This is a genomic window from Pseudoalteromonas sp. NJ631 (assembly GCF_000276645.1).
Lineage (GTDB): Bacteria > Pseudomonadota > Gammaproteobacteria > Enterobacterales > Alteromonadaceae > Pseudoalteromonas > Pseudoalteromonas piscicida.
In genome coordinates this window covers 436,738-450,030 of the sequence record NZ_AKXJ01000001.1, presented here as the reverse complement: position 1 = coordinate 450,030, position 13,293 = coordinate 436,738, and the positions used below count along the sequence as shown (strand labels likewise).

The 13,293-nt window shown below is 44.8% G+C and carries 12 protein-coding genes; 2 read left to right on the top strand and 10 right to left on the bottom strand.

The genetic code is table 11. The features are described 5' to 3' along the window. Window positions 1-25 precede the first annotated feature (25 nt). From A587_RS0102155 to A587_RS25135, 3 genes are read right to left on the bottom strand one after another with little or no spacing between them, the layout of a single operon-like run. Window positions 26-1,099, bottom strand: a complete 1,074-nt coding sequence (locus tag A587_RS0102155; RefSeq protein WP_017216245.1) for an efflux RND transporter periplasmic adaptor subunit — start codon at window positions 1,097-1,099, stop codon at window positions 26-28. Window positions 1,100-1,113: 14 nt separating this feature from the next. After that, the gene (locus A587_RS0102150) at window positions 1,114-4,224 is read right to left on the bottom strand and encodes an efflux RND transporter permease subunit (RefSeq protein ID WP_017216244.1); all 3,111 of its coding nucleotides are present in this window, start codon (window positions 4,222-4,224) and stop codon (window positions 1,114-1,116) included. Continuing rightward, window positions 4,133-4,498 carry a hypothetical protein gene (locus A587_RS25135; RefSeq protein WP_162467656.1) on the bottom strand — a complete coding sequence of 122 codons (366 nt, stop codon included), beginning with the start codon at window positions 4,496-4,498 and terminating at the stop codon, window positions 4,133-4,135. The genes A587_RS0102150 and A587_RS25135 overlap by 92 nt, the downstream gene beginning before the upstream one ends. Before the next feature lie 11 nt (window positions 4,499-4,509). Between A587_RS25135 and A587_RS0102140 the strand changes: the two genes are divergently transcribed. Further along, entirely contained in the window at window positions 4,510-4,974 is a 465-nt protein-coding gene (locus A587_RS0102140) for a hypothetical protein (RefSeq protein ID WP_010375813.1), read from the top strand. Between the two features lie 63 nt (window positions 4,975-5,037). Here the strand turns inward: A587_RS0102140 and A587_RS0102135 are convergent, their stop codons facing one another. From A587_RS0102135 to dinG, 7 genes are all read right to left on the bottom strand, one after another. Next, on the bottom strand, window positions 5,038-5,832 hold the full coding sequence (locus A587_RS0102135) for an NPP1 family protein (protein WP_010375811.1): 795 nt from the start codon (window positions 5,830-5,832) through the stop codon (window positions 5,038-5,040). 100 nt (window positions 5,833-5,932) lie between these two features. Next, window positions 5,933-6,094 carry a DUF2496 domain-containing protein gene (locus A587_RS24610; RefSeq protein WP_010375809.1) on the bottom strand — a complete coding sequence of 54 codons (162 nt, stop codon included), beginning with the start codon at window positions 6,092-6,094 and terminating at the stop codon, window positions 5,933-5,935. Next, complete coding sequence (locus A587_RS0102125; RefSeq protein WP_010375804.1) at window positions 6,091-6,363, bottom strand: late competence development ComFB family protein; 273 nt, start codon at window positions 6,361-6,363, stop codon at window positions 6,091-6,093. Before A587_RS0102125 ends, A587_RS24610 begins: the two co-directional genes overlap by 4 nt. A 27-nt stretch (window positions 6,364-6,390) precedes the next feature. Then, window positions 6,391-7,296 (bottom strand): histone deacetylase family protein, encoded by a 906-nt coding sequence (locus A587_RS0102120; protein ID WP_017216242.1) that lies wholly within the window; start codon window positions 7,294-7,296, stop codon window positions 6,391-6,393. Then, window positions 7,296-7,895 (bottom strand): primosomal replication protein, encoded by a 600-nt coding sequence (locus A587_RS0102115; protein ID WP_017216241.1) that lies wholly within the window; start codon window positions 7,893-7,895, stop codon window positions 7,296-7,298. The genes A587_RS0102120 and A587_RS0102115 overlap by 1 nt, the downstream gene beginning before the upstream one ends. After that, window positions 7,892-8,671, bottom strand: a complete 780-nt coding sequence (locus tag A587_RS0102110; RefSeq protein ID WP_010375797.1) for a TSUP family transporter — start codon at window positions 8,669-8,671, stop codon at window positions 7,892-7,894. The genes A587_RS0102115 and A587_RS0102110 overlap by 4 nt, the downstream gene beginning before the upstream one ends. 2 nt (window positions 8,672-8,673) lie before the next feature. Continuing rightward, window positions 8,674-10,743, bottom strand: coding sequence for an ATP-dependent DNA helicase DinG (gene dinG, locus A587_RS0102105; RefSeq protein WP_017216240.1), 2,070 nt, complete (start codon window positions 10,741-10,743; stop codon window positions 8,674-8,676). 167 nt (window positions 10,744-10,910) lie between these two features. On the opposite strand from dinG, the gene A587_RS23785 reads away from it, so the two are divergent. Next, entirely contained in the window at window positions 10,911-13,247 is a 2,337-nt protein-coding gene (locus A587_RS23785) for a DNA polymerase II (RefSeq protein WP_083838433.1), read from the top strand. The last annotated feature ends 46 nt before the right edge of the window (window positions 13,248-13,293 follow it).

The window sequence follows — 13,293 nt, the reverse complement described above, 5'->3', positions numbered from 1 at the left end:
TCATTGGGCTAGTAACTGGTTGCTATTAAGGGTTTGTCACCTCTACGTCTTGTCCGGTTTGTAGGCGCTCTGCGCCGCGAACGGCGACTTTATCACCGGGATGTAAGATATCGCTGGTGCGGGGAGTAATTTCAACCCATTGGCCTTTGCCATTGCCGACGGTGACAGGAATTTGTTCGGCTTTATTTTGCTTATCTATTTTGACGATATGGGTGCCTTGCTTGCGTAATATCAAGGCATCACGGTCAACCAGCAGTACGGGTTGTTTGCTGGTGAGCGGCACTGCCACATCAACTAATTGTCCAATTGCCCACGTATGGGTTTGATCTGCTGCCAGTGTTGCACGCACTTCAACGGTCTGTGAGCGCGGATCGGTTGAGGGGATCACCGCTGTGACTTTCGCTGACGTATTATCTGGCTGGGATAAGTCACCAGAACGGATTGGTAGCACTATACCTTTTTGCAAAAACTTTAAGTATTTAACGGGCACATATAGGCGAACTTCTAGATGATGGATATCTAATATGGTGAGCAGTTCGTCGGCACGGTTTATTTCTCGACCCGCGCGCTTAAAACGTTCACTGATAACGCCATCAAATGGTGCACGGACCGTTGCGCGAGTCAATTTATCGTCAATAACCTTAAGTTCGACTTCTGCTAAGGCGATATCCGACAGCGCTAGGTCATGTTTATTTTGCATTTCATCGACTTGACTCTCTGCCGCACTGCTGGTTTTTGCGAGCTTCTTTAATCGAGTCAATTCTTGTTGATATAAGCGTAAATTGATCTTGGCTCGATTTAATAATTCGGCTTGGCGGGCCTTATCGAGTTCCAGCGGAAGTGTATCCATACGTACTAAGATTTCGTCTTTTGCGACACTGGTACCGGGTTCTGCTACGTACAACAAACGGCCACTAACTCCGGCGGTCAGCGTCACGTCGTCTTTCCCATACAGTGTGCCACTAACTTCAATTTCGCTCGTGAGAGGGGCTTTTGTCACTTCTGCGACGGTGACTGGCACCACGGCGATGGCTTGTGGCGCAACGATCCCAGCACATAGTGCTAGGGCCTGAAGTGTCTGTTTTATCGGGTTTTTCATTCTGTTCTCACTACTTACTGATTGGCAACTAGGCTGAGCGGGGCTTTGGCCGTTGATTTGTTTGTTTCGGATGGCGGAGTTTGCCGCCCAAGTTGCAATAAACTCGGCATCAACACTAAGGTTAATAAAGCACTGATAGCCATACCACCGACGATGACAGTCGCAAGGCCGCGGTAGATTTCTGAGCCTACGCCTGGCATGAGCATTAGTGGCAGCATGCCAAACAGACTGGTTAAGGTGCTCAAGTAAACGGGCCTTGCTCTTAGTAACACCGCTTGTCTGACCGATGCTTCACGGCTCATACCTGATGCCATCGCAACGCGAGTCTGATCCACCAGCAAAATGGCATTATTAACGACCAGCCCAAGCAAGATGATAAAGCCTATCATGGTCAGTAAATCCAAGGACTGGAAGGTAAAGAGGTTTAAGATATACAGAGCCAGCACGCCACCTGCGATAGCCAGTGGCATCACTAACAATACCAAGGCGCTGTCTTTGGCGGACTTGAACAGCGCGGTCATTAACAAGAACAAAATGAACAACGCGAGGACAAAATTCAACGCCATTTCTTCCATTGCAGAATTCATCTTTTGTGCATTTCCCGCCAAAATAGCACCCGCACTGGCCGGCAGGCTTGCGCGCACTTTTGGCATCACCTGTTCACTCAAGATGGTTTGCACTTGCTGCAGGCTCATATCAGCCGGAGGCGTGACAACAATGCTGACCGTGCGACGACCATTAACACGCCGCAGTTGCGTCGGGCCAACTGTACGTTCTATATTTGCCAACTCGCCGAGAGTTTGAATTCCTGACTGAGGGGTTACGATAGGCAAGGCTTTTAGTTCCTCAGGGCTTTGCCAAGGGATACCACGAAGAATAACGTTCATACGCTCGTTACCATCAAAATACTCATTGACGAATAATCCACCGGTATAAGCTTGTACCGCTTGAGATACATCTCGACGCGTTAATCCCGCTTGGGTGATCCTGCGATCGTTAGGCGTTAATCTAAGCTCTGGCTCTGCCATATCCAATCGTGGCTGAGGTCTGGCAGTTGCCTTTGGTAGCGCGGTTTGTACTGCCTGCAAAGCCACTTGAGCAGCTGAGATTAAGTCGTCCATATTGGGACCGGTAAGATCAATATTAATATCGCGACCATCGCCGCCATTGGCGACTTGGATCATGGAGCCGCGGAAGAAAAACACTTGTGTATCGGGAAGGTCAACAAAGATTTCTTCTCTGGCTACTTTCATCAGTTCTTCAACACGTTGAGGGTCGGCTGAATAGATAAAACCGCCAGCATTAGAACCAAACGCATAGAAATTAAAGTCTTTAATACCTGGCTCTTTTTCGCCTTGGTAATAGGGCATTAAGCGCTTTTTCACGCGCAGCAGTAGTTCTTCTTCCATAAACTGCACATTGCCACCAGGTGGTGTCACTAGGTTAAAGAAAAAGCCGTCGGTGGGGGCTCTTGGCATAAAGTCAGTTTTTGGCAGCATGGTCAGGGTTGCAACTACCGAGCCACCCAGTAATACGCCAATCCAAGTAAGTTGCTTTACTCTATTATTGGTCAACTTCATGATGAAATTGGTGAGTTTTTGCCAGTATTGATGGTAAGGATCTGGTTTTAGTTCAGAGTCTGGCCACAAATGGTTTGCCAGTGGAATAAGGGTAATTGCACACAACATTGACGCAATAACGGCAATAGAGAGTGTCAGTGCTAAATCGGAGAATAGTTGTCCCTCAATACCCGCCATAAAGAGAATCGGTAAAAAGATGGCGACGCTGGTGGTTGTCGAAGCAAATAATGCTCCGGTCACTTGTGCTGCGCCTTTTAAGGCGGCTTTTTTGTTATCGAATCCTTCTGCTCTTAAGCGTGAGATATTCTCTTGAACTATGATAGCGGCGTCTAGTACAAGGCCCACTGCAAATGCCAACCCCGCTAACGAGATCACATTCAGACTACGGTCAAAGATATTCAGTGCGAGGAAGGCGACCATCAATGAAATGGGGATTGTAGCTGCAATCACCAAAGTTGCTTTTAAGCCTCTAAAAAATAGCCACAGAATTAAACAAGATAAGAGTACCCCAAGGCCTAAATTACTTTTTACTAAAGAAAGTGCATTACGAATGTGGACGGAGGCATCAAAGCTGAGCTCAATCGATAAGCCGTTCTCAGCCAGCGGCCCTTGGTTTAATTCATCAATTGCAAGGTTGATTTCATCAAGTAAGGCAACGGTATTTGCCTCGTTAGCCCGTGAGATCCGAATATAGTAGGCTGGTTTACCATTGCGGCCACTCATGCCCAAACGGTCTGAGAAGGTGCGTTCCACACTTGCGATATCACCTAAGTAGATTGGCCTGTCTCCTGAATAGCCGACACGCATTTGGGCCATACTGGAAAGGTCGTATTGGCCGGTGAATCGTACGGTATATTGACGACGTCCAACGTTGGCAAGACCTCCAGAGGTATCGCGAGAGCTCGCAAGTACATTACTGATTTGATCTAAACTAATACCAAGCGCGGCGGCTTTATGCGGGTCGAAAGTAATACGCAGCTCTTTTGGCCGCTCACTCGCGAGATCGACACGTGCCACGCCGGGAATACGTGCAAGTCTTGGTTCAATAAACTCGTCGATTTGCTTTTGAAACTGCGCCATATCAAAGTCGAGACTATTTGATTGATAGTCTTTAGGTGTGACCAGCAAAGTGGCTGCAGCTTCACCGTTATTACCGCCGGCGAATACGACTGGGTCTAGCGCATCAAGTGGCAACGGCGGAGCCTGATTTAAGCTTGTTAGCACATCTAGCATTGCTTGTTGCATATTTGCACCCACCGCAAATGTTAGCGTAATAGAGCCATTACCACGATTGATGTTGGTATTAACTTCAAGTGCGCTGGGTGTGTTTTTTACCGCATTTTCTAGCGGTTCGATGATCACAGATTCTATTTCTTCTGGAGCGGCTTGGCGCCATCCCGAGAAAATCGTGATTTGTGGTTGCTCAATATCTGGCGTCAACTGAATGGGCAGTTTAAATATACTTAACAGCCCAAATAAAATAATCAACACCAAGATGACAATTACACTCGCTGGATTTTTTAGCGAACTGCGTGTCACGTTCATTTGGTATATTCCAATCTTGCTTTTTCTGCATTGTAGTGGGATGTAAAAAAAGTGCCAGTAAGGTGAAATTCACGTTTGCTAAAGTTAGCGCTAAATCGGCAAAAATAAGCGACAAAGCGCATTTCTGTAATACCTTGTAACGCTTTTTTATAGTTTGAAAAACTTTTTGATCTGAATTAAAGGCAACTGAACTTGTACTAGTAAGATCAATAGAAGTGGCTAAACTTAGCCGAGTATGATCAGCTCTTTGCAATAATTGATAAATGATGTTCATAAGGAGGTTATATGTACGTTGCGTTAAAATGGGACCATATTATCGGAGCACATTTTGTGCAGTGGATCGTCGTAAAGTGCAGTGGCGTAACGGACAAATTTGGATTGCCACAAGCCTTACCCCCTCGGCGTGATATTGCCTATTTCACCGATCCCCAATCTGCTGAGCAAGATGCTAAACAATTTGCGGATTACAAAAATACTGGGCAAATGGCGCATATTGAAAAAAAATACTCTCCTAACTTGGGGGAGCACCATGGCTTTTGTCACTATGCGTGGGATCACACCTATCTGGGGGAATTAGTAAAGCACGCGGTGCTCTACTGGGAAGACGGCAAACACTTTTCACCTGAACCACACCGAAGCGATGTTGCTTATTTTATCGATCCGCAAACAAGTGAAATGGATAGTATTTTCTTTGCACAATATAAGCTAGAGCGAGCAAGACAGCTTAGGCAAAAGCAAGACGCAGGTTAATACCTATTGGTATAAGCATATCGACTCACCTCACCGATGGGTGAGGTGAGTATGTCTTCGCAATTACTGAGCGTTATCTACATCACTTTGTGAGTACACTGGGTAGTCACTGGGTTTAAAGCGATTAAGGTTATTGAGGAAGCGACTGTCTTTAACGGGCAAGGTGGCGGAGCCATAGTCATATTGATTGAGCTTTTCTCGTAATTCCGTGTTCGAAATTCCATCTCCCGCCATTTTGTACCAACTGATGATAGCGGGTGTGACAAAGCGGTAATAGTTGTTTTCAGCGATTTCGTTTGATTTGGCGAAGCGCAGTGCATGGGTCAAAATACCGTCTTTATGATAGACAATTTTTAAATGGCCATTCTCGAAAGGTAGCTCATTAGCAGGTTTAGTGAATAAGTCGCCATGTGCGCTATAACTACCGTGTGTAACTATCCCATCTCGAGTCCATACCGCTGCATACTCCCAGTCATGGCGGTGACCACCACCAAAGTAATCAAACACTTGGTCTTTTTTGAAGTAAAGTGCATAGAAGTGTCCACAATACTCGCCGCTAGTCGTTGTTTTACAGGCGTAGCGATGCACAGTATTAGAAGTATTTAAAAATTGATTATCTCGGCAATCACCAGTGATGCGACCCGATGTTTTTAGCCCTGAATTTTGCACACCAGTTCTACTGATCCCTGCACTAGGCAGGCAACCATCACCGTCAAAATCGAACACAGGTTCGGTACCATTGATAATGTAGGGGGCTGGTAGGGCTTCGTCTAATGCCGCAAAGTCATTGGCGTAAGCGTATTGTGTACACGCTGCAACAATTGCGAGGGACAATAAAGGGAGTTGTGTTGTTGTCATACTGCTTTCCTTAATAAATGCAGTTGTGCCGTTTTGCACAACCGCTATCGATTAGAATCTAAGGTTAAAAAAGAAGTATGACTTGAATGTATATTTAATGTTAAGTTTTTTGTTGGTTATTTAACTTTTTTTGAAAGTCAGATCTGACAATTTCAAGTGCAGCCATGACTTCTTCTGCTGGAAGATCATGCTCTTCTAACAACATAATAAGGTCGACGGCAAGTTTTACATGAGTTGGCGCTTGTTCTAGAGGGGTGCTCATACTTGAAATTGTTCCTTTTTAGCGATTTGTGAAATGGCAAAATCAATCGCACTTTCTACCGCTTGTTCCATTTTTACACGCTCGGGCTGAGGCAGGTAAAACTCCATGTCGACATCGTAGCGAATATAACGCGATGGAAGTTGGTTCAAAACAGTACAACAAAAATCGGCCATTACGTCTTCATCATAGATTTTATCTAACTTACGACGGACGATATGTTCGACTACCAGCTTTTCATAATAATTATGAATATCATCATGTAACTTCATACAGCCTCCTGCACATTCCTTTTAAGTTTATATCATAATAGCGGGGTTATCGAACAAAGCCAAAAAGGTTTGTTGATGTATATCTACAAGATGATCAACGTCGCGCTGATAGCCCCCTCCAAGGGCAAAAGCTAATGGAATATTGAGGTGATGAGCATACTCAAAAACAATCGAATCTCGAGCCCTAACGCCTTGCTTTGAAACACTAAAGTGTCCTAGTTCATCGCCTTGATACACATCTGCGCCGGCGTTATAGAGTATGATGTCTGGCTGGTATAATCGAACCGCCAGTTGTAAGGCTTCGCGGACGGTTGCCACATATTGTGCGTCCTGTGTATTCACAGCTAAGGCAAAGTCCAAATCGGATTGCGGTTTAACGCGAGGAAAGTTACTTTCACAGTGGATGGAGCAGGTAATGATATCGTCTCTATCTGCAACGATCGTTGCCGTGCCATCGCCTTGATGCACGTCACAATCAAAAATAAGCACTCGCTCAACCCGTTGATGGGCAATGAGCGTTGCTGCGACCACCGCCCAATCATTAAATATGCAAAAGCCGCTGCCAAAATCGCGATGTGCGTGATGATAGCCGCCGCTTAAGTTTGCTCCAAATCCATATTCGAGCGCATACTGTGCTGCCGCTAAACCGCCACCTAGAGAAATCAAAGTGCGCTGCACGAGTTGCTCACTCCAAGGAAAGCCCATTTTCTTAATTGCTTTTTCGCTCAACGTGCCGTTTAGAAAGGCATCAACGTAATTACTGTCGTGGCAAAGTTGCAGTGCATCAGCTGTGATTTTTTGCTCGGGCTCTTTGATAAATTTAGCAAATTTACTGGCGTTTATTCGTTGGTATAATTTTTTATACTTGCTGATAGGGAAGCGATGCTTTTCAGGTAGATTTAGCTCGCTGTAAATAGGGTGGTAGTAAAGCATTAACGGCTCTGACTTTTCTCAACTTCTTGAATTTTTTGCTCGGTGGCGGAAATGGCCTTTCTGCAGCGACCAAGGCGGGCATGAAGGGCTAATATTTCGGCATTGAGTTTGGCAGCTTGAGTGGGATCTGCTTTATCCATCTGTAGTCTTCTGAGATCAATCATTTCTTGCAGTCGACGCTCAAATTCATGATTTTGCGACAGTTCCTGATATAACTCATGGGACGACTGCATAATCTTCTGTACTGCCTTCTTATACACTTTGGCTTTTTTTGGTGTATTCAGTTTGTTTTCTTTCGCCCAGACCGGGGTTGATTTTAACACCTTCAACACGGCTTCCATTTGCGAGCCTATTCGCTCGATGGCAAATGTAAAGGCGTGACGCTGCTCACTTGGTGGCAGGTGCGACAGTGCTTCTGCTATTTCTTCAACATAGTCGCTGAGCTTTAAGCTTTTAGTACGAAAGACACGGGCATCAAATAAGCTGGGCTGTGCCTGCATATAACGATTCTTATCAAACCATTTCGCAGAGTCAAATTGCGCTGCTTGTTGCTTTAAGCGGCTGACTTGTTGCTCAAGCTTGATAAGTCCTGTACTCACGAGAAATAAGCCTCAAAAATGAGCTTGCCCGCAAGTACAATAACCACAGTGTTAAAGAGTGGTTTGATCAGTTTGTTACCAAACTTAATCGCAGAATGCGCGCCAAGCCAAGCACCAAACATTAAAAAGGCGCCCATGGTGACACCAAGCATAAAGTTAACATGGCCCAAGGCTACAAAGGTGATAAGCGAAATAAAGTTGGAAACAAAGTTCATTGAACGAGCAAGACCACAGTTTAAAAGTAAGCTCATTTTATAGAGCATACTGTTAGACGCAGTCCAAAACGTGCCAGTACCAGGCCCTGCCATGCCATCAAAAAATCCCAACGATAAACCTTGCACCCATTGCTTGATTTTGAGTGCTCGATTCGCTTCAGGCAAAGTATGGGAATCTGTAGGGCTTAGTCTACCGACTAAGCTATAAATTGCGACAGCGATGATAATAACGGGGATAAGTTTATTTAAAAACTCGATACTGAGAAAGTCGACAAGCAATGTGCCCAATACAGCACCTATCGCAGTGGCAATAATAGAGCCAATCCAAAAGCTAGGTTTGAATAACTGCTTTTTGTAGTAGGTAAAGCTCGCGGTTAAAGAGCCAAAACTCGCGGCAAGCTTGTTGGTACCTAAGGTTAAGTGCGGAGGAAGGCCTGCAGTAAGCAAAGCTGGTACGGTAAGCAGCCCACCACCACCTGCAATTGCATCAATAAATCCAGCAGCCAGTGCGACTAAGCAAAGTAACCCCCAAGTTGTGGGATCTAAAGCGAGTTCAAACATTATTAATCAATTTGCCTTTTGTATGGTGGCAGAGTATCAAGCATGGCTTTGCCATAACGTTTTGTAACTAAACGTCTATCTAAGATGGTGATACGGCCGGAGTCTGATTCTTTACGCAGCAGTCTACCACAGCTTTGCACTAATTTCTTTGCAGCATCGGGTACAGTGATAGATAAAAATGGATTCCCCCCTTTACTTTGCACGAATTCCGCTTGGGCTTCCTCAATAGGGGACGTTGGCACGGCAAAAGGGATCTTAGTCACCACGAGGTTCTCTAAGTATTTTCCGGGTAAATCTAGCCCCTCGGATAAGCTTTGTGTACCAAATAAGATACTGCCGCGACCTAAGTCGATATTTGCTTTGTGACGAGTGAGTAGGGCGTCACGGGAAAGCTCACCCTGCACCAAAATATTGAGATTTTTACCTCTTAATTTTTCTACCACATGGTTCATTTGCCAATAAGAAGCAAACAGTACAAGGTTGGCCTTACTGGTGTCTAAGTAGGTTGGCAGGGCATCCGCTAAATAATCGCTAAAGGCTTTATCCGTTGGATCTGTTTGGGTTTTTGGCAAATGCAATGTTGCTTGATTGGGATAATCAAACGGAGAATCAGCCTTGATATATTTAACACCAGGCTCTTTTGCCAACCCGCTTTCGTGGGCGAAATGATCGAATGTGCCTAAAGCGCTGAGGGTTGCGGAGCAGAGCACCGCGCCTGCACACTCTCGCCAGAGGTTATCTTTCAAATAATAGCCGACTTCGATCGGGCAATCACAAAGTAAATGGTCATGATGGTGTTTGTATTCTAAGCGTTTTATCCACCTTGCATGTGGCACGCTGTCGCCTTTTCGCGCATAGCTAAACCAGAGTTTGTTGAGTTGCTCAAGCCGATTGATATATTGACCGCTTTCAACCAATAATGGGTCGGCTAAAAAAGCTTGCACATCGCCGTCTGAAACATCGCCCGACAGTGCATCATGCATTTTGGTAAGGCAACGCAGTGCATCTTGCGTGGCATCTGCGATATCTTTTGCTTTTACGGTGAGGGCTTCAGGTACTTCGCCATGACTAAAGCGGTAGGTATCGTCATCGTTATAGGTAAAGTCGCTCTGATCGAGTATATCCCTTACCGCTTTGAGATATTTCGCAGCGTCATTGGCTGCATCATTCAGTTTGAAATTCTGCCCAATGGCTTTTTGCGAAACCACAGTGTTTGCCATCTTTCCGCTAAACTTAAGTAGCTTTTCAAGCCACTCGATAGTGCCTTTAATCGTCGCCGCAGCAGAAGAAAAATCTCTGGTAATATGAGGCAGGTGATGCGCTTCATCAATTACGTAAAATGTTTCTTCTGGTTCCGGTAATATCGTTCCGCCACCTAGTTCTAAGTCGGCCAGTAACAAAGCGTGATTAATCACTAGCACATCCATTTGTGCAATCTTTTGTCGAGCCAAATGAAAAGGGCATAAGTGATGAGATTTTAATTGCCGTTGGCAGGCGTGTTTATCACAAGCGATAACATTCCAAACTTTATCTGGAATTGTGTCTTCCCAGCTATCTCTATCACCTTGCCAGCGCTTTTCTTGGTATGCAAGTGCTAACTCTCTTAAGCACTTTTGCTCCATTTGAGAAAGCGGACTGCTGGTTGTCGGCATCATCGACATTTGCATCTCATCATCACTGACAGCAGCCATCAGTTTTTGTACGCAGATGTAGCGTTGACGGCCTTTTACAAGGTCAAATTTAAAGTCTATACCTGAATGTTCTTTTAAAAATGGCAACTCTTTGTTGATCAGTTGTTCTTGTAAAGCGACGGTTGCAGTTGAAATGACGAGTTTCTTTTTACTTGAGAGTGCGACAGGAAGCGCGCCGAGTAGATAGGCTAAAGATTTTCCAGTACCCGTTCCTGCTTCAATCACGCAAATACGTTGAGTGCGGTGATAATCACCTGAAAGTGTTTTTGCAATTTCGGCGACCAGATAATTTTGACTCGGACGAGGACGAAAGCCATCTAAAGCGGAGGCGACATTTTGATGTGCTTGGCGGATGGTTTTTTTTAGTTTGTCTGAGAGCATAATCTATTTAGCCTAGAGTTCTGATATGAAGCAAGCCTACCACTTGAGTCTCGATTTTTAGTTAATCACTGCGTTAATAGATAGGTTTTATTCTGTTTGTGACTTTATGTTCAATAAACAGGTGGATATAATTACAGTGATTCGTCTATTTTAGGGTGGTATTGGAGTTGGCACAAGCGATATATCAGGGCTTTGTTTTATCGAGACAGCAGATGCAGGTAAATGGCCAACTGCGCTTGTGTTATTGGCTCAAATCGCAACATCAGTTACTCAAGGTGTGGGTAGAGGATGAGCAGCCACTTTTTTTCATTAAACAAGATAAAAAAACGGAAGTAGAGCTGCTGCTAAGTGGCGCTCAGTTGCAGTTTAGTATCTCGCCAAGTCAATTAAAGCACTTCGATCAAGCCCCTGTTTGTGTTGTGAAATTTCGCACCTTGAATCACTTCTATGAGGGAAAACAGCTACTTGAAAATAAAGTCGCATTATATGAAGAGGATATTCGCCATTCCGACCGCTATTTAATGGAGCGCTTTATTCGTGGAGCCGCTTGGGTCAAAGGAAAAGCCAAGCAAAAGCCGGGCTACATCGAAATTACTCAGGCGCAATTTAAAGCTTGCGATGATTATAGACCACACCTTGAAATGCTTTCTATCGATATAGAATGTAACGGTGAGGGGGTCTTATTTTCGGTGGGTTTAGTGACCAATACGGAAAAGCTGGTGATCATGATAGGTGAGGCGCAGCAAGCTACCGTCAATGTAGTTTGGGTTGAAGATGAAATTGCGTTACTAGAAGAGCTAGTCAAGCAAGTGAATCGTTTAGACCCAGATGTGTTAATCGGGTGGAACGTGATTGAGTTCGATGCCGCAATACTTGTGGAACGCGCACAGGCTAACGGCGTTGCACTTGCGATAGGACGAGATGGCGGAGCGATGTCGACCTTCAAAGGTAACTATACCCGGGTGTTTATTCCGGGGCGAGTGATGCTAGATGGCATTGATATGATGAAAAATGCGACCTATCACTTTGAAACATTTAAACTGAGCTTTGTGGCTGAGAAGATTTTGGGTACTACCAAGCTAATCGCACAGGACGACAGGCTTGAGGAAATCATCAGGCAGTTTCATCATGATAAGCCGGCGCTCGCAGCGTATAACTTACAAGATTGTCAATTGGTGCTCGACATTTTTAGTAAACTTAACTTGCTTGACTTTGCTCTCGCTCGAACTCAGTTGACGGGACTGGAACTCGAGAAAATGGGCGGCTCAGTCGCTGCGTTTACTAACTTGTATTTACCATTACTGCACCGTAGTGGTTACATTGCACCAAATTTATCTGAGCATGGCATTAACTTTGACAGTCCCGGCGGTTATGTCATGGACTCAAAGCCGGGCCTCTACCTAAATATTTTGGTACTCGATTTCAAAAGCCTTTACCCCTCAATTATCCGCACTTTTTGTATTGACCCTATGGGGTTAATAGAAGGATTACAGCATCCTGAACATGCCATAGAAGGCTTTAATAAAGGTAAATTTAGCCGCACAGAACATCATTTACCGGGTTTAGTCGCAGCGCTTTCCAGCGCACGTGAACAAGCTAAATTAGACAAAGACATGATGCTCTCACAGGCGATAAAAATCATCATGAATAGTTTGTACGGTGTACTTGGATCTAAGGGGTGTCGGTTTTACGATCCTCGTCTTGCGAGCTCAATAACGATGCGCGGTCATCAGATTATGCAGCAAACGCGAACCTGGATTGAACAGCTTGGATATGAAGTGATCTACGGCGATACCGATTCAACTTTCGTCTGTTTACCCGAGTCTTTGCGTAGCGAAGCGTGCCAAGCAGTAGGCAAGCAGTTAATGGTAGAAATTAACGAGCGCTGGCGCGCACTGCTGATGGAAAGCTTTGGCCTCCACAGTCATTTAGAAATAGAGTTTGAAACACATTATAGCCCTTTCTTTATGCCCACCATTCGTGGCCAAGAAGTTGGCTCTAAAAAGCGATATGTCGGGCAGATCACTGAGCTTGGCAAGCAAAAGCTGGTTTTTAAAGGAATGGAGAGCGTGCGTAGTGATTGGACGGAAATTGCAAAGGAATATCAGCAAGCAATCATTCGCGCGCTGTTTGATGGGCTCGACACCGTTGAGATCACCCACCAATACATAAATGAGATTTTCGCTGGAAAAGTAGACGAAAAACTCGTTTATAAAAAGAAGCTTGGTAAGTCTGTTGAACTATATACAAAAAATATTCCTCCCCAAGTAAAAGCGGCGAAACAGGCTATCGAAGATGGATTGTTGCAAACCGCCAAAAAGGGGGCACAAATACCGTACTATTTAAGTACCGATGGACCCAAATTTGCGCAGCAAGGCAAGCTCGTAGATATTGATTATTATCAATACATTGAAAAGCAAATTCTGCCTATATATCAGATGCTTCCCAATGCTTCTAAGCTATCAATTCGCTCTGATGGGCAGCAAAGTTTCGATTTACTTTAATCGAGATCGTGCTATCAAACTTCCGGCGTCTTCCAGTCTTAAAATT

Excerpts from the sequence above, each read along its gene's own strand:
- A587_RS0102155 (WP_017216245.1), bottom strand. The coding sequence starts at position 1,099 with ATGAAAAACCCGATAAAACAGACACTTCAGGCCCTAGCACTATGTGCT.
- A587_RS0102150 (WP_017216244.1), bottom strand. The coding sequence starts at position 4,224 with ATGAACGTGACACGCAGTTCGCTAAAAAATCCAGCGAGTGTAATTGTC.
- A587_RS25135 (WP_162467656.1), bottom strand. The coding sequence starts at position 4,498 with ATGAACATCATTTATCAATTATTGCAAAGAGCTGATCATACTCGGCTA.
- A587_RS0102140 (WP_010375813.1), top strand. The coding sequence starts at position 4,510 with ATGTACGTTGCGTTAAAATGGGACCATATTATCGGAGCACATTTTGTG.
- A587_RS0102135 (WP_010375811.1), bottom strand. The coding sequence starts at position 5,832 with ATGACAACAACACAACTCCCTTTATTGTCCCTCGCAATTGTTGCAGCG.
- A587_RS24610 (WP_010375809.1), bottom strand. The coding sequence starts at position 6,094 with ATGAGCACCCCTCTAGAACAAGCGCCAACTCATGTAAAACTTGCCGTC.
- A587_RS0102125 (WP_010375804.1), bottom strand. The coding sequence starts at position 6,363 with ATGAAGTTACATGATGATATTCATAATTATTATGAAAAGCTGGTAGTC.
- A587_RS0102120 (WP_017216242.1), bottom strand. The coding sequence starts at position 7,296 with ATGCTTTACTACCACCCTATTTACAGCGAGCTAAATCTACCTGAAAAG.
- A587_RS0102110 (WP_010375797.1), bottom strand. The coding sequence starts at position 8,671 with ATGTTTGAACTCGCTTTAGATCCCACAACTTGGGGGTTACTTTGCTTA.
- dinG (WP_017216240.1), bottom strand. The coding sequence starts at position 10,743 with ATGCTCTCAGACAAACTAAAAAAAACCATCCGCCAAGCACATCAAAAT.